This window comes from Shewanella amazonensis SB2B (genome assembly GCF_000015245.1).
GTDB lineage: Bacteria > Pseudomonadota > Gammaproteobacteria > Enterobacterales > Shewanellaceae > Shewanella > Shewanella amazonensis.
The window spans coordinates 2,488,457-2,504,169 of the sequence record NC_008700.1 but is presented as its reverse complement, the minus strand read 5'-3'; the positions used below and the strand labels follow the sequence as shown (position 1 = coordinate 2,504,169).

At 52.8% G+C, this 15,713-nt stretch carries 16 protein-coding genes; 5 read left to right on the top strand and 11 right to left on the bottom strand.

The window, feature by feature from the left end; translation table 11 throughout:
* Positions 1 to 47: 47 nt before the first annotated feature.
* Positions 48 to 1,082: a Glu/Leu/Phe/Val dehydrogenase dimerization domain-containing protein gene (locus SAMA_RS10775; RefSeq protein ID WP_011760180.1), complete on the bottom strand. Its 1,035-nt coding sequence runs from the start codon at positions 1,080 to 1,082 to the stop codon at positions 48 to 50.
* Positions 1,083 to 1,335: 253 nt separating this feature from the next.
* Here SAMA_RS10775 and SAMA_RS10770 point away from each other — a divergent pair, with 253 nt between their 5' ends.
* A complete protein-coding gene (locus tag SAMA_RS10770) occupies positions 1,336 to 1,779 on the top strand; it encodes a DUF4826 family protein (RefSeq protein WP_011760179.1) in 444 nt (147 codons plus the stop codon).
* A 124-nt stretch (positions 1,780 to 1,903) separates the two neighbouring features.
* On the opposite strand, the gene SAMA_RS10765 is transcribed toward SAMA_RS10770, so the two are convergent.
* The 6 genes from SAMA_RS10765 to SAMA_RS10740 form a co-directional block, all read right to left on the bottom strand.
* Entirely contained in the window at positions 1,904 to 3,022 is a 1,119-nt protein-coding gene (locus SAMA_RS10765; protein WP_011760178.1) for a cupin domain-containing protein, read from the bottom strand.
* A 52-nt stretch (positions 3,023 to 3,074) separates the two neighbouring features.
* A complete protein-coding gene (gene purB, locus SAMA_RS10760; RefSeq protein ID WP_011760177.1) occupies positions 3,075 to 4,445 on the bottom strand; it encodes an adenylosuccinate lyase in 1,371 nt (456 codons plus the stop codon).
* 33 nt (positions 4,446 to 4,478) lie between these two features.
* Positions 4,479 to 5,093, bottom strand: a complete 615-nt coding sequence (gene hflD / locus SAMA_RS10755) for a high frequency lysogenization protein HflD (protein ID WP_011760176.1) — start codon at positions 5,091 to 5,093, stop codon at positions 4,479 to 4,481.
* 3 nt (positions 5,094 to 5,096) lie between these two features.
* Complete coding sequence (gene mnmA / locus SAMA_RS10750) at positions 5,097 to 6,230, bottom strand: tRNA 2-thiouridine(34) synthase MnmA (RefSeq protein WP_011760175.1); 1,134 nt, start codon at positions 6,228 to 6,230, stop codon at positions 5,097 to 5,099.
* A 181-nt stretch (positions 6,231 to 6,411) separates the two neighbouring features.
* Positions 6,412 to 6,885, bottom strand: a complete 474-nt coding sequence (locus SAMA_RS10745) for an NUDIX hydrolase (protein WP_011760174.1) — start codon at positions 6,883 to 6,885, stop codon at positions 6,412 to 6,414.
* Between the two features lie 21 nt (positions 6,886 to 6,906).
* Positions 6,907 to 7,716, bottom strand: a complete 810-nt coding sequence (locus SAMA_RS10740) for an rRNA large subunit pseudouridine synthase E (RefSeq protein ID WP_408640216.1) — start codon at positions 7,714 to 7,716, stop codon at positions 6,907 to 6,909.
* A gap of 269 nt (positions 7,717 to 7,985) precedes the next feature.
* On the opposite strand from SAMA_RS10740, the gene SAMA_RS10735 reads away from it, so the two are divergent.
* Positions 7,986 to 10,211: an NADP-dependent isocitrate dehydrogenase gene (locus SAMA_RS10735; RefSeq protein ID WP_011760172.1), complete on the top strand. Its 2,226-nt coding sequence runs from the start codon at positions 7,986 to 7,988 to the stop codon at positions 10,209 to 10,211.
* A gap of 136 nt (positions 10,212 to 10,347) precedes the next feature.
* On the opposite strand, the gene cspD is transcribed toward SAMA_RS10735, so the two are convergent.
* Positions 10,348 to 10,554 carry a cold shock domain-containing protein CspD gene (cspD, locus tag SAMA_RS19395; RefSeq protein WP_011760171.1) on the bottom strand — a complete coding sequence of 69 codons (207 nt, stop codon included), beginning with the start codon at positions 10,552 to 10,554 and terminating at the stop codon, positions 10,348 to 10,350.
* Positions 10,555 to 10,759: 205 nt separating this feature from the next.
* Between cspD and clpS the strand changes: the two genes are divergently transcribed.
* Together clpS and clpA are read left to right on the top strand one after the other, a co-directional pair.
* The gene (clpS, locus tag SAMA_RS10725) at positions 10,760 to 11,068 is read left to right on the top strand and encodes an ATP-dependent Clp protease adapter ClpS (RefSeq protein WP_011760170.1); all 309 of its coding nucleotides are present in this window, start codon (positions 10,760 to 10,762) and stop codon (positions 11,066 to 11,068) included.
* A 48-nt stretch (positions 11,069 to 11,116) separates the two neighbouring features.
* Positions 11,117 to 13,378 (top strand): ATP-dependent Clp protease ATP-binding subunit ClpA, encoded by a 2,262-nt coding sequence (gene clpA, locus SAMA_RS10720; RefSeq protein WP_011760169.1) that lies wholly within the window; start codon positions 11,117 to 11,119, stop codon positions 13,376 to 13,378.
* A 68-nt stretch (positions 13,379 to 13,446) separates the two neighbouring features.
* Here the strand turns inward: clpA and infA are convergent, their stop codons facing one another.
* The 3 genes from infA to aat all read right to left on the bottom strand — a co-directional run bounded on the left by infA (position 13,447) and on the right by aat (position 15,189).
* Positions 13,447 to 13,665 carry a translation initiation factor IF-1 gene (gene infA, locus SAMA_RS10715; RefSeq protein WP_011760168.1) on the bottom strand — a complete coding sequence of 73 codons (219 nt, stop codon included), beginning with the start codon at positions 13,663 to 13,665 and terminating at the stop codon, positions 13,447 to 13,449.
* A gap of 110 nt (positions 13,666 to 13,775) precedes the next feature.
* Positions 13,776 to 14,489, bottom strand: a complete 714-nt coding sequence (locus SAMA_RS10710) for an arginyltransferase (protein ID WP_011760167.1) — start codon at positions 14,487 to 14,489, stop codon at positions 13,776 to 13,778.
* Entirely contained in the window at positions 14,479 to 15,189 is a 711-nt protein-coding gene (gene aat / locus SAMA_RS10705; protein WP_011760166.1) for a leucyl/phenylalanyl-tRNA--protein transferase, read from the bottom strand. Before aat ends, SAMA_RS10710 begins: the two co-directional genes overlap by 11 nt.
* A 51-nt stretch (positions 15,190 to 15,240) precedes the next feature.
* On the opposite strand from aat, the gene SAMA_RS10700 reads away from it, so the two are divergent.
* Positions 15,241 to 15,708 carry an outer membrane lipoprotein gene (locus tag SAMA_RS10700; RefSeq protein ID WP_011760165.1) on the top strand — a complete coding sequence of 156 codons (468 nt, stop codon included), beginning with the start codon at positions 15,241 to 15,243 and terminating at the stop codon, positions 15,706 to 15,708.
* Positions 15,709 to 15,713: the final 5 nt, after the last annotated feature.

Here is a 15,713-nt window from a genome sequence, read left to right as displayed (position 1 = left end):
AAAAAAGGGAAACCGAAATGGTTTCCCTGTGTTTTGAATTGGCTGAATTACTTACGGGCGGCGTCGATAATGGCGCGGGCCATTTCGTCGGCAACGGCACCTGTGGTGCGGTTCTGCTCGTCTGCGGCAGTAAAGATGGTCAGCAGGGTGTCGTAAATCTTCTCCACTTTGGCAGTGGACCTGGCTGCATCGTAGTCGTTTTCGAACGACACGTTGATGATACCGCCAGCGTTAATTACGTAGTCAGGGGCGTAGAGGATACCCATGTCTTTCAGCATCTGGCCGTGACGTGGCTCGGCCAGCTGGTTGTTGGCACAACCGGCCACAATCTTGGCCTTGAGCAGTGGCAGAGTAGCGTCGTTAATGGTGGCTCCCAGGGCGCAAGGAGCATAGATATCAACGTCCTGAGAGTAGATGTCCTGTGGGGCAACAACAGCCGCACCAAACTCGGTGGCAACCTTGTCCAGAGATGCCTGATGAATGTCTGTCACGATAAGTTCTGCGCCTTCTTCGTGCAGGTGCTTACACAGGTAGTAGCCAACGTGGCCCACGCCCTGAACGGCGATTTTCAGCCCCTTGAGGCTGTCGAGACCGCGCTGATGTTTAACGGCAGCTTTGATCCCAAGGAAAGTCCCCAGGGCAGTGAAAGGGGATGGGTCGCCACTCTTGCCTTCCAGACCGGCCATGTAAGGGGTCTCCTGGTGGGCAATCATGATGTCGGCCGTGGTGGTGCCCACGTCTTCAGCGGAATAATACTTGCCACCCAGGGTATTGATAAAGCGGCCAAAGGCACGGAACAGGGCTTCTCTGTCCTGGGTCTTGGGATCGGCAATGATCACTGACTTGCCACCACCCATGGTCAGGCCGGCGAGGGCATTTTTATAGGTCATGCCGCGGGAGAGGCGAAGTACGTCGTTCAGCGCTTCTTCGTCAGACTGGTAGTTCCACATACGGCAACCACCCACCGCAGGGCCCAGATTGGTATTGTGCACGGCAATAATTGCCTTCAGGCCACTCTCTTTGTCATGACAGAAAACAACCTGTTCATGTTCGTCATAAGATACATGATTGAATACAGCCACGTTGCAGATCTCCGCATTGCTAATAAAAAGCCGCAGGCGGCTACCTGCGGTCGTTATATTTATTGCCGAACCATAGCATTTAGGGATACTCTCAACAAAGCCCGCCAGTGGATTATTTGTGATCACTGTGGCAATTTTGCTTTCCACTTTACGTCAACGTAAAGTTATGGCAGTCTCCCGGCATCCAGTGCGGATTGATACGCTCATTCTCAGTGTTAGATTGTGCGGTATAACAATAAGATAGGAAAGAAGTATGACTGAGCAAACCCAAGAACCCCAGGTTGAAACAGCAGCACAGGATCCCGAAGCGCTGCGCCAGGAGTGGGTGCGTACCCAGTTCCAAAAAGCCAACCGTTTTCTGGCTGAGAAGGGCATTTTACCCGGTAAAGTACTGATCGATGAAAGCCGCTATTTGGTGCCTTACGTTGCGGTGTGGAAGATGGAAGCACAAAAGCCTGCCAAACAAACCTACTGGGTGATGTCTGGTGACCTGCCAACCGATTATGTCGATGTGAAAGTAGCACAAACCGCCCGTGATGCACTGAAACACTTCTCCATGATGTGGCAACTTAAAGCTGAGAATCTGATCCAGTCCGGTGCGGTACAAGACCCCACACAGGCCAAGTTTGCTAATATGCTGATTTCCCGTGCTCAGAGCCTGTATCAAATCCAGCAGGATGACAAACTCTGGGGCTAAGTCTTAGACTGCCTGTCAGTGCAGCAACCTCAAAAACAGGAAAGGCACCTTTAGGTGCCTTTTTGATTATTTGGCTGAGTCTTAACGAAACTATTCACAGACTCGACAAGGTTCCGTCAGGTAGTCAGTCTTCGCCGAGATAGAAATAGCCTTTTTGCAGCATCTGAACAAAGAAGCCCTGCCAGTGTGGCAGCTGCGCCAGCTCAGCATTGACGTTGACTGAGTTGGATACCTCGATCAGCTCTTCTTCCGAAGCGCCTTCAATTATCACACTCTCGCCTGCCACAAAGAGCCTTGCCTGGCTGTCGCCTTCCATTTTGAGCACCTTAAGGCCACCAATCCGCATCAGCACAGCCCCTTCATTCAGAGCCTCAACCAGGGCGTCGGCATCGATGCTTTCATCTTCCTGGATATCCAGGTCGAAGCGGTTCTGACTTAAGAGTTTACCGAGGACCTTAACGACGTTATCGGTGTCATTACAAAGGTCGCGGATAAGCTGCATGATGCCTTGCTGCTCTGCCAGGCTCACAGTGCCATGGCTCGCGGCGCCATCCACGGCGATAAAGCGCTTGTGCCCCTTGTCTTCATCCATCAACTGATCGGCAATTTGTCCTGCAAGCTCCTGCTGGCTGGGCGCGCGATACCCCATGGAATAAGAGAGTGCCAGAGTCAGGGTTTCACCTTGATGAGGGAAGCCGGGCGGGATATAAAGCACATCACCTTTTTCCAGCACGACATCGATAATGGGCTCAAAGTCTTCAATCAGGGGTGAGGTCGTTACACCACCGCGGCGCTGGTAGTTGCCCTTGGGGCCCACGGTCCAGCGGCGCTGGCCTTCGCCTTGAATGATAAACACATCGTAGTTGTCGATGTGAGGTCCCACGCCGCCCTGCGGGGTGGCGAAAGACACCATCAGGTCATCAAAGCGCCAGTCTGGCAAGAATCTGAAGGCTTCCACCAGGGGCTGGGATTCGGGGTACCAGTGGTTTACGGCTTGCACAAGCAGCTGCCAATGGGTCTCACCAAACCGGTCGTAGTCTTCGAAGGGACCGGAAATGACTTCCCAGTCGTTACCCTTGGTGACAACCACGCGGCTGGACACTTCCTCTTCACAGGCAAGACCCGCGAGCTCGTCTGCAGCAATGGGATCTTCAAAGTCAGGGAAAGCGCCTTTGAATACTTTTGGGGCCTGTTGCCAGTCATTGGCGAGGAACGCCTGAATATCGAGATTGAGCTTATACATAGTGTTAAAAAAGGCGGCTTGGTTTCCCTTGCCGCCTCTCCATTTAAGTGGATTAATTCAATTCGTCCACGAAGGCTTCGGCGCGGCCGATGTAGCTTGCCGGGGTCATCAGCTTCAGCTCGGCCTTCACCGGCTCTGGCAGCGCAAGACCATCGATAAAGGCAGCCAGTTGTGGGCCATCGATACGCTTGCCACGGGTCAGCTCTTTGAGCTTCTCGTATGGCTTTTCAATGCCGTAGCGGCGCATCACGGTTTGTACCGGCTCAGCCAGAACTTCCCAGTTGCTGTCCAGTTCAGCGGCCAAGCTGGCTTCGTTTACTTCCAGCTTGCTGATGCCTTTTAACGTCGCCTGATAGGCGATGATGCTGTGGGCAATCCCCACGCCGAGGGTGCGCAGTACGGTAGAGTCAGTCAGGTCACGCTGCCAGCGGGATACCGGCAGTTTGGAGGCCAAGTGCTGCATCAGCGCATTGGCGATACCCAGGTTGCCTTCGGAGTTTTCGAAGTCGATTGGGTTCACCTTGTGCGGCATGGTGGAAGAGCCGATTTCACCGGCGATGGTCTTCTGCTTGAAGTGACCCAGGGCGATGTAACCCCAGATGTCACGGTCGAAGTCAATCACGATGGTGTTAAAGCGAGCGACAGCATCAAACAGCTCGGCGATGTAATCGTGCGGCTCAATTTGCGTGGTGTACGGGTTCCAGTTCAGGCCCAGGCTGGTCACAAAGCGCTGAGACAGGGCATGCCAGTTAACTTCCGGGTAGGCAGACAGGTGGGCGTTGTAGTTACCTACGGCGCCGTTGATTTTACCCAGAATTTCCACGGCTTTGATGTGGGCAAGCTGGCGCTCAAGGCGCACCACCACGTTGGCCATTTCCTTACCCAGTGTGGTAGGAGAGGCAGGCTGACCGTGGGTGCGTGACATCATGGGCACGCTCTTGTAGGTCTTGGCCAGCGCCTTGATGGCATCGATTATCTTCTGGCAGTAAGGTACCAGCACCAGTTCACGTGCTTCTTTGAGCATCAGACCATGTGACAGGTTGTTGATGTCTTCAGAGGTACAGGCAAAGTGCACAAATTCATCAACGGCTTTCAGTTCACCGTTGTTACCGAACTGCTCTTTGATGAAGTATTCCACGGCTTTAACGTCGTGGTTGGTAGTGGCTTCAATGGCTTTAACGCGCAGGGCTCCGGCTTCGCTGAAGTTGTCTTTGATGCCATCGAGCAGGGCCAGGGCCTCTTCACTGAATGGCGGAACTTCTTCGATTTCAGGGCAGCTGGACAACAGCTTGAGCCAGTTGATTTCGACCTGAACACGATACTTGGTGAGACCGAACTCGCTGAAGATCCCACGCAGTTCGGCGGCTTTGCTGCCATAGCGGCCGTCGACCGGGGAGATAGCTGTCAGTGCAGAAAGTTCCATTGATAAGCTCCTTAATGGAATGGCTTTATTTGTCTATAGGGTAAGATTTTTCTTTGCAGTATCAACGATGGCCTTGCGGGCAAACACCAGATGGCGGCGTTTGCCACCCAGTTGGCGCCAAAGTACGGCACTGCGCATGGCTGCCAGCAGCAGGGCACGGATCTTTTGCTGTACCAAGGGGCGCTGCAGCACATTGGGGTTGCCGGTAATTTGCAGCTTGGGGCCGAGGTTACTGATGATATCGCTGTAGATACTGGCCAGATTGGCAATCACTTGCTCGTCGGTGATGGCAAAGTGATTCAGCTGGCGATGAATTTGGTTAATGCGCTCAGACAGCATGCCAAGGGCGGCATTACTGCGGGACAGTTTGCGCTCGAGCGCCAAAAGCCCCACCAGATAGCGGGTCATCTCCACGTCTTTACTTTCGCCGTCACCGAGCTGATTCAAAATCCATTTGTAGCCGACTCTGAGCTGATCTTTGTCGGCGTAGACGTCTTCTGGCTGTTCTGGATTGGTCACCATAATGGTATTGAAACTGGCGGCCATGGCATCTGTGTCGCTGTCACCGTGGCGGGCGATGTATTGCACCTGGGCGAGGGCCTGCAAGATACCAGCGAAGGCCATGGTGCGCGCTTGCATTTGGCTCATGGCTCAGTCCTTTATCAGGGTGTCGATAATGCCGCCGCCGAGGCAGACTTCGCCATCGTAAAACACCGCTGACTGACCGGGGGTGACGGCGGCCACCGGCTCATCAAACAGCACTTCGATGGTTTGCTCATCGATAATCTTCACGGTGCAGGGGATGTCCTGCTGGCGATAACGGGTTTTCACGCTGATGGTTGCGCCATCTGCCGGGCCAGTACGGTCAACCCAGTGCAGCTGGTTAACGCGCATGCCCTTTGACATCAACCGTGGATGCTCGTGGCCCTGTGCCACCACCAACACGTTACGGGCCATGTCTTTGTCAACCACATACCAGGGATCGTCGTTTGAATTTTTCATGCCGCCAATCCCTAAGCCTTTACGCTGGCCGAGGGTGTGATACATCAGGCCTTCATGGCGGCCAATGATGTCGCCTTCAGGCGTTTCGATGTTACCGGGTTGGGCGGGCAGGTAGGTAGCGAGGAAGTCTTTAAACTTGCGCTCTCCAATAAAGCAGATACCGGTGGAATCTTTCTTATCGTGGGTGATAAGCCCTTGCTCTTCGGCGATACGGCGTACTTCTGGCTTTTCCAGTTCGCCAACAGGGAACAGGCTGCGGGCAACCTGCTCGTGGCTTAAGGTGTACAGGAAGTAGCTTTGATCTTTATTGCCATCGATGCCGCGCAGCATTTCGGTTTTACCGTCTGTGTCGCGGCGGCGCACGTAGTGGCCCATGGCGATGTAATCGGCATCGAGGATGTCATCCGCAAATTCAAGGAAGGCTTTGAATTTGATTTCCTTGTTGCACATGATGTCGGGATTTGGGGTACGGCCGGCCTTGTATTCGGCGAGGAAGTACTCAAACACGTTATCCCAATACTCGGCGGCAAAGTTCACTGTATGCAGCTTGATGCCGAGCTTATCGCACACGGCCTGAGCATCTTTCAGATCTTCAGCGGCGGCGCAGTATTCGTCGGTGTCATCTTCTTCCCAGTTTTTCATGAACAGGCCTTCAACCTGATACCCCTGTTGTTTCAAAAGGTACGCAGAGACAGAAGAGTCCACACCGCCGGACATGCCGACAATGACTTTTTTGCTGCTGTTGGCAGCGATTTCAGCGGGAGAAGCTGTAGTTGACGTCATACGTTGAAAATGATCCTTTCGAGTAACCAATCACCGCTGCCATTCGCATTTACTGCAAGTGAAATCAGAGCAATTGCAGGTAAAACTCAGATAAAACAATGGCTAATCAATACTTGATCCAGCGCCTGTTGTTTATCTGTTCGGCATTGAAACTGCGGCGTTTTTTCGGGGGCGTATTCTATCATGGATTGGTACTAGCGGCTATGGAAAGAAGTTCGCTGTCTAGGATGCTGAGTTCTGCACCTTTGCCAGCCAGATAGTCGTCGATACAGCGGCTGACAAGCGGGCTTCGAAGGTAGCGGCTGCTGTCGTTAATCTCTGCATGAGTAAGCCAGTGCAGGGCATGGATTGCTTGATCCTGTGGCTCGCTGTGTATTGGTTCATCCAGTTCACACACAAAGGTGAAGCGTAAAAACGCAAGCTCGGCACTGGCACTGAACTGATAAATGCCCAGGAGGCGACTCGGTTCGGCGCTGATACCTGTCTCTTCCCACAGTTCCCGCTTGCAGGCATCAATCAGCGACTCCGCCGCTTCAAGGTGACCTGCCGGTTGGTTAAAAACGGACTTGCCGTCGATGATTTCTTCCACCATCAGGAATTTGCCCTGACAATGAACAATACAGGCAACGGTCACATTGGGTTTGTAGCGCTCCATCGGGCTTCCTTAATTATTAAGCTAGCGCTTTATGCCAAGGGTGGTGCTCAGGCTACTTATCTCGTCCCGGTTAAGCTTCCGGTACTCGCCGCTGCCAAGATGTCCAAGTCTTATCTCACCTATGGCGGCGCGCACCAGCCTTAACGTGGGATAGCCAATGTGGGCCGTCATGCGCCGAACCTGGCGGTTGCGACCTTCGCAAATCTGAATTTCGAGCCAACAGTCCGGAATGCTTTTTCGCTCCCGCACCGGCGGATTGCGCGGCCAAATTTGAGGCGCATCGATGCGGCGTACCCTGGCAGGCAGAGTAGGGCCATCTTTAAGCTCAACACCCTCACGCAGTTTATCCAGCGCCGATTCGTCGGGAATGCCTTCGACCTGCACCCAATAGGTTTTATAGGTCTGCTTTTTCGGCTCGGTAAGACGGGATTGCAGCTGGCCATCGTTGGTGAGCAGCAACAGGCCTTCACTGTCTCTGTCGAGCCGGCCTGCGGCGTAGACGCCGGGCAAAGGAATAAAGTCCTTCAGGGTTTGCCTGCCGGCTTCATCGGTGAACTGGCACAACACATCGAAGGGCTTGTTGAACAGCACCAGCTGGGTAACCGCGGGCTTGCGCGGCGCAGCCTTGGCGCTTGGCCGTTCTGCGATTTTCTCTGACATCCGTTTGTCAGTTCCCGGTCCTTTGTCATTGAATGATTTACGGTTTTTTGCATCTGTCTGCTGGCTAATTTTGGTTGCAAAGCCTTTTTTCTCGCCCTGTGGTTTCCGAGTTGATGGGCTTCGGGCAGGGCGTTTGGCCGACGGGTGATTGGCGCGGGAAGGGGACGACACGGCGTGTGGATTTCCTTTGTAGCTCTAACTGTACAGTACCTAGCTATAGGGTAACCCCTGTTCGCCCTAAGTGGAATTTGAATATTGGGCCGAATGCTCTATGATGTCGGCCATCAAAATGTGATCAATGCCCATATCGGCAGCCCAGCTTTCCGGTAACCACTGGACGACCGGTTACCGTGCGGTGAAGTCAGGTGCGTATACTGCTCATCGTGAATATCGAATAAAAACTATAAATCTTTAAATTATACAATCACGTAGGAAGCAAAATGAAAGATAATTCCCCAACGATTATTTACACTGAAACCGATGAGGCGCCAGCACTCGCTACCCTGTCCCTGCTGCCTATCCTTCAGACATTTGCCGAGCCAGCCGGCGTGAAGATCGAAACCCGCGACATCTCTCTGTCCGGTCGCGTTATTGCTACTTTTCCTGAGAAGCTGACCGATGCCCAGCGCATTGGCGATCACCTGGCTGAACTGGGCGAACTGGCCACCAAGCCAGAAGCCAACATCATCAAGCTGCCAAACATCTCTGCTTCTATCCCACAGCTCAAAGCCTGTATTAAAGAGCTGCAGGCTCAGGGTTATGACATCCCTAACTATCCTGAAGAGCCAAAGACTGATGAAGAGAAGTCTATCAAGGCCCGTTACGACAAGATTAAAGGCAGTGCAGTAAACCCTGTACTGCGTGAAGGTAACTCCGACCGCCGTGCGCCGCTGTCAGTGAAAAACTATGCCCGCAAGAACCCACACTCCATGGGCAAGTGGGCAAGCGACTCCAAGTCTCACGTATCTCATATGGAAGCCGGTGATTTTTACGGCTCTGAGCAGTCTGTGACATTGGCCGATGCCGATAGCGTCAGCATAGTGCACACCAGCAAAGCCGGTGTGGAAACCGTTCTGAAATCAGGTCTTAAGCTGCAAGCCGGTGAAATCATCGACTCAGCTGTGATGAGCAAAAATGCCCTGGTTGCCTTCTTTGAGCGCGAAATCGAAGCCGCCAAGGCAGAAGATGTGCTGCTGTCGCTGCACCTGAAAGCCACCATGATGAAGGTGTCTGACCCCATCATGTTTGGTCACGCTGTTAAAGTGTTTTTCAAGCCACTGTTCGCCAAGCATGCCGAAACCTTCGAACGTCTGGGTGTGGATGTAAACAACGGTTTTGGTGACGTGGTTGCCAAAATCCAGTCTCTGCCGGAAGCCGAGCGCGCCGCCATCGAAGCCGATATCCAGGCCGTGTACGCCGAGCGTCCTGCCATGGCCATGGTGAACTCTGACAAGGGCATCACCAACCTGCACGTACCAAGTGACATCATCATCGATGCCTCCATGCCTGCGGCTATCCGCTCTTCAGGCCAGATGTGGGGCCCGGACGGCCAGCTTAAAGACACCAAGTTTATGATCCCGGATCGCTGCTATGCCGGTGTGTACGATGCCACCATCAACTTCTGTAAAGCGCACGGCGCCTTCGATCCCCGCACCATGGGTACCATCCCTAACGTGGGCCTGATGGCGCAGAAAGCCGAAGAGTACGGCAGCCACGACAAAACCTTTGAAATCGCCGAAGACGGCGTGGTGACTGTGGTTAACGCGGCGGGTTCTGTGCTGATGAGCCACACTGTTGAAGCCGGTGACATCTTCCGTATGTGTCAGGTGAAAGACGCGCCAATCCAGGATTGGGTGAAGCTCGCCGTTCGTCGCGCCCGCTTGTCTGAGACTCCAGCGGTGTTCTGGCTTGATAAAAACCGTGCCCACGATGCTGAGCTGATCAAGAAGGTGGAAGCCTACCTGCCACAGCACGACACCTCAGGTCTGGAAATTCACATCATGTCTCCGGTTGAAGCAACCCAGTTCTCGCTGGCGCGCATGAAAGATGGCAAAGACACCATCTCAGTTACCGGTAACGTACTGCGTGACTACCTGACTGACCTGTTCCCCATCCTTGAACTCGGTACCAGCGCCAAGATGCTGTCGATCGTGCCTTTGATGAATGGCGGCGGTCTGTTTGAAACCGGTGCCGGTGGCAGCGCGCCCAAGCACGTTGAGCAGGTTCAGAGCGAAAACTACCTGCGTTGGGATTCACTGGGTGAGTTCCTGGCACTGGCTGCATCTTTCGAACACCTGGCCCAAACCGCCGGTGTTGCCAAGGCGCAGGTGCTGGCCGATACCCTGGATACTGCTATCGGTAAGTTCCTGGACGAAAACAAGTCACCAGCCCGTCGTGTAGGTCAAATCGACAACCGTGGCAGCCACTTCTACCTGGCCATGTACTGGGCTCAGGCACTGGCCGCGCAAACTGCCGATGCCGAGCTTGCTGCTCACTTCGGTCAGTTGGCTGATAAGCTTGCTGCCAACGAAGAAACCATTTTGGCGGAGCTGATTGGTGTACAGGGCCACAGCGTGGATCTCGGCGGTTACTATCGTCCTGATTTTGCCAAGGCAAGTGCAGTAATGCGCCCAAGCGCGACCCTGAACGGCCTGATGAGCCACTGAGCATAGTCAGTCGTTGAAAAAGGAGAGCTCAGGCTCTCCTTTTTTAATGGGTGTTAAAAATAAATGGCAGGGAAAAGAACTAAAAATAAAAAGGCAGGAAATTATTCCTGCCTTTTTAACTTTACCTTTCGACGCATCATCGAGCAGGTGTGATTGCTGAAGCGTGCATCCCCTTTGGACCTTGCTCAACTTCGAACTGGACTGGTTGGCCTGCTTTTAGAGTTCGATAGCCTTCCATTTCGATAGTTGAATAATGGGCAAATACATCTTCACCACCTTCATCAGGGCAAATAAACCCGAATCCTTTGGCGTTGTTGAACCATTTAACAGTCCCGCTTGCCATACTTCCACTTCCTTCTGTTGTCTACTTCCCAGTAAGATAGTAAAACCAATTAAGCGGGTTCCTAACTCCGCTTCGTTGAACAGAATGAAAGCGTTAAAAGCGGATGTCAAGCTAAAATTAACAAAGAGGCAACATCTGCTTAATTAAGTGGTATCAATTGGTCAGGCCAGTTGGTGCACTGTATTTGAGAGGCTAATATTGCTATATGGCAAAAGCAGGAAATATAGAAAGAGTAGTCGAGCGTGCCGACACTGAACTGATGCCGCCGTCCATGTATAAGGTGATCCTGAATAATGACGATTACACCCCCATGGATTTTGTGGTAGAAGTACTTCAGTTGTTCTTCAAGATGAATGAGCATCAGGCAACAGAAATCATGTTGCAAATCCATCATCAGGGTAAGGCAGTATGTGGTGTGTTTCCTTTCGGCATTGCCGAAACCAAGGTTGCTCAGGTAAATCAATTTGCCAGACAAAACCAACATCCATTACTGTGTTCTTTGGAGAAAGCCTAAAGCATCAAGTCTTTCCGTGCGCTTTAGCAGCAGTTTTAGGGGGTATTTATGCTGAACAAAGATCTTGAAGTGACGTTGAATCTGGCGTTTCAGCAGGCAAGGGATGCCCGCCATGAATACATGACAGTAGAGCACTTACTGCTGGCACTTATCGATAATCCATCAGCCCAGGATGCCTTGGTTGCCTGCGGCGCCAACATAGATAAGCTCAGGGAAGAAGTCGCCACCTTTATTTCTCAAACCACGCCGGTCATTACCGATCCCGATGATGATAGGGAAACCCAGCCTACACTCGGGTTCCAACGGGTGCTGCAACGGGCGGTGTTTCATGTGCAGTCCTCCGGTCGCAACGAAGTCACAGGTGCCAATGTCCTGGTGGCCATTTTCAGTGAGCAAGAATCCCAAGCTGTGTATTTACTTCGTCGCAGCGATATTACCCGCCTCGACGTGGTCAATTACATCTCCCATGGGTTTTCAAAGAGTGAAGATGCACCTCAGGAATCTGAGCAGGAGCGCATCGAAGATCATTCAGAGCAGGGCGAAGAGCAGCGCAGCATGCTGTCTCAGTTTGCGGCCAACCTGAATTTATTGGCCGCACAGGGAGTGATTGACCCGCTTATCGGCCGTGACAACGAAATCGAGCGCTCAATCCAAATCCTCTGCCGCCGCCGGAAAAATAACCCCTTGCTCGTGGGTGAGGCAGGCGTTGGGAAAACCGCTATTGCCGAAGGTTTGGCGTATCGCATCGTCAATGACGACGTGCCCGAAGTCATGCGTGATGCCACCGTATATTCACTGGATCTTGGCGCGCTGCTTGCGGGTACCAAGTATCGTGGGGATTTTGAAAAGCGGTTTAAGAGCCTGCTTAAAGAGCTCACAGCAGATAAGCACGCGATTCTCTTCATTGATGAAATACATACCATTATAGGTGCGGGTGCTGCCTCCGGTGGGGTGATGGATGCCTCCAACCTGCTCAAACCGCTTCTTTCAAGTGGCACCTTGCGCTGCATGGGCTCCACTACCTTTCAGGAATACCAGAGTATTTTTGAGAAAGACCGTGCACTGGCGCGTCGCTTCCAGAAGATAGATATCAACGAGCCGTCGGTGGCCGAAACCACCAAGATTTTGATGGGGCTCAAGAGCAAGTACGAAGAACACCATGGGGTACGTTACACCCAGGCAGCCCTTGCCTGCGCGGCAGAGCTCAGCGCCAAACACATTAATGACCGGCATTTGCCGGACAAGGCTATTGATGTGATAGACGAAGCTGGCGCCCGCATGGCAATGCAACCGGCCAGTAAACGCAGAAAAACCATAGGCCAGGCGGAAATTGAGGCCATTATCGCCAAAATCGCCCGTATTCCTGAAAAGTCTGTGTCCACCTCAGATAAGGACATGCTCAAGAACCTTGAGCGTAACCTCAAGATGGTGGTCTTTGGCCAGGACAAAGCCATTGAGAGCTTGAGTGCCGCTATCCGTTTGTCCCGCAGCGGATTGGGCGCCGACAACAAACCTGTGGGCAGTTTCCTCTTTGCCGGGCCAACCGGTGTGGGTAAAACCGAGGTCACCAATCAGCTTGCCAAATGCTTGGGGCTAAAGCTGGTACGCTTTGACATGTCTGAGTACATGGAGGCGCACACAGTATCGCGTCTCATCGGCGCCCCTCCTGGCTACGTGGGCTACGATCAGGGCGGTTTGCTGACCGATGCCGTGATTAAGCAGCCCCACTGTGTGGTGCTGCTGGATGAAATCGAAAAGGCCCATCCGGATGTTTATAACTTGCTGCTGCAGGTGATGGATCACGGTACCCTGACCGATAACAACGGCCGCAAGGCGGACTTCCGCCATGTGACTCTGGTCATGACCACCAACGCGGGTGTGCAGGAGACTGTGCGTAAATCCATTGGCTTTAAACAGCAGGATCACAGCCACGATGCCATGTCGGAAATCAACCGGGTATTCTCACCCGAATTCCGTAACCGTCTCGACTCCATCATTTGGTTTAACCACCTGGATTTAACCATTATTGCCAAGGTGGTGGACAAGTTCCTGACCGAGTTGCAGGCGCAGCTCGATGCCAAACGGGTAACGCTGATGGTCAGTGATGAAGCCAGAACCCTGCTCGCAGAGAAGGGTTACGACAAAGCTATGGGCGCCAGACCCATGGCCAGGGTGGTCAAAGACTTGATTAAACGACCTCTGGCCGATGAAATCCTCTTTGGCGAACTTGAGCATGGCGGCATGGCGCACGTCGATGCCAAAGACGGGGAAATCGTGATTTCTGCTGAGCGTTTGGAGAAGGTTACCTGAGGTGGCCTTGGCCTCTGAGAACAACAAAAAAACCCGGATGTTCCGGGTTTTTTATTTTGAAGGGCAAATCAGCGAGCGCGGAAGACGATACGACCCTTGGTCAGATCATAAGGAGTCAACTGAACGGTTACTTTATCACCGGTCAGGATACGGATGTAGTTTTTGCGCATTTTACCGGAGATGTGGGCGATAACCACGTGACCATTCTCGAGCTCTACACGAAACATTGTGTTCGGCAGAGTCTCCAGGATAGTGCCCTGCATCTCAATGCTGTCTTCTTTCGCCATTAAATAATTGTCCCATTAGCCTTCAAAGATGAAAAACGGGCGTATCATGCCGCAATTTCCCCTGACTGTAAAGGGCGCACTGGGATATAAGCATGGTAAAGCCGAGATAATCAGAGGTTGGCGTTGGTATGAAACTCCCAGCCGTTCTGGGTGAGGATTTGATAGGGGCGATAGAGTCTCTTGTAACACATCTTCCGGTTGGCATCGATTTGATAGCCAAGATAAACAAAGGCTTTGTCCATGTCGGCCGCAAGCGCCATCTGAGTCAATATCAGCTGACTGCCAAGGGACCTGGCATCAAAGTCAGGGTCAAAGAAGCTGTAAATAGCCGACAGGCTGGTTGGCAGTACGTCGGTCACAGCCACTGCGAGTAACTTTCCCTCAAGTCGTAATTCCACAAATCCCGGCGGTGCCCAGTCACACAGAACAAAATGCTCGTATTGCTCTCTGCTTGCCGGAAACATGGGGCCGTCAAAGTGCCTGAGATTGATATATTTTTCGTAGAGAGCATAGTGCTCGTCGCTGCTCTCGTTTACCCAGTTGACCGTCAGGTCCTTATTTTTGGCGAGGGTTCGCTTTTGCCGCTTGGATGGCTGAAAACTGCGCACCGGTACTCTGAGAGCGATACAGGCACTGCAGCTGGGGCAACGGGGTTTATAAATGGCATCACCACTGCGTCTGAAACCCAGCTGCAGTAGTCGCTCAAACAACAGGGGATCGAGAAAAGGCTCCTGAATAATGAGTAGCTGTTCCTGTTGATCTTCAAGGTAACTGCATTGGAATAGCTGGCTTATCCCAACGCTGACGTGGGTACTACTTTCCAATTGGCATCTCCCTGGGCAGCCAGCAGCTTTTGGCGACGGGTTCGTCCCGGTAACGTTTAAGCAGCGAGAGGAATGCTGTCCGGCTGACTTCGCGGGCGCCAAGGCTTTCGAGGTGCGGATTCATGATCTGCGCATCCAGCAGCTTAAAGTCGTGCTGCAGTAAATGCTGGTGCAGCGCCATCATCGCCAGCTTGGATGCATCGGTTTCACGATGGAACATGGACTCACCACAAAAGACTTTTCCTATGGCAAGCCCGTAAAGACCACCAACCAGGCGGTCTTTCATCCACACTTCTACCGAGTGAGCATGCCCTTGGCTGTGCATCTCAAGGTAGGCCAGTTGAATTTCCTGGGTTATCCAGGTATCGCGTTGTTTTTTACGGGGCTGAGCACAGCCGGCCATCACATCGGCAAAGGCATGATTGATCGTGACGCGCCATGGATGCTTTTTAAGGCTTTTCTTAAGACTGCGACTGATTTTAAGCTCACCGGGAAGAAAGACAGCCCGGGGGTCAGGCGACCACCACAGAATAGGGTCCTCGGCATTGAACCAAGGGAAAATGCCATCATAGTAGGCCGCCAGCAAACGTTTGGGATGCAGGGAGCCGCCAATGGCCAGCAGCCCATTGGGCTCAGACAAGGCGAGCTCGGGAGAAGGAAATCTTATCTGTTCATCATCGATAAAAGACAGGCCGTTCACAAAGGCGTACTATCAAAGGGTTCATCCTAATAAAGTAGCGGAAATTGGATTATGTGGAAACCTGCACTCTATTGTCTGGTGCTTTTGACAGCATGTTTCTCAGGCTCGGTCTGTGCCGGTTACGAGAGAAATCAGGCGATGCCGGTGGAAAAAGTACTTTATGGTGAGGTTATCTCAGTGCGTCGACTGACCCAGCAGGAATTGGTGGCTGACAAGCATCGTGGCTGGCGAACCTTTGGGGGCGCTTTGCTCGGCGGCGTGATTGGCCATCAGTTTGGGGGCGGCTCAGGACAGGATGTGGCGACAGTCCTCGGGGCCCTGCTTGGCGGGGTGATTGCCAATCAGGCCGGAGGCGACAGTTATCGTGAGCTTCGTCTGATTGAGCTGATGATCCGTCAGGAAGACGACACGCAAATCATGATTTTGCAGGACGAAGACTCAGGCATGCCCTTCAAGGCTGGTGATGAGGTGCGCGTGGTATACCTTCAGGGCATGGTCAGAGTCGATAAAGCCATGTGATGGTT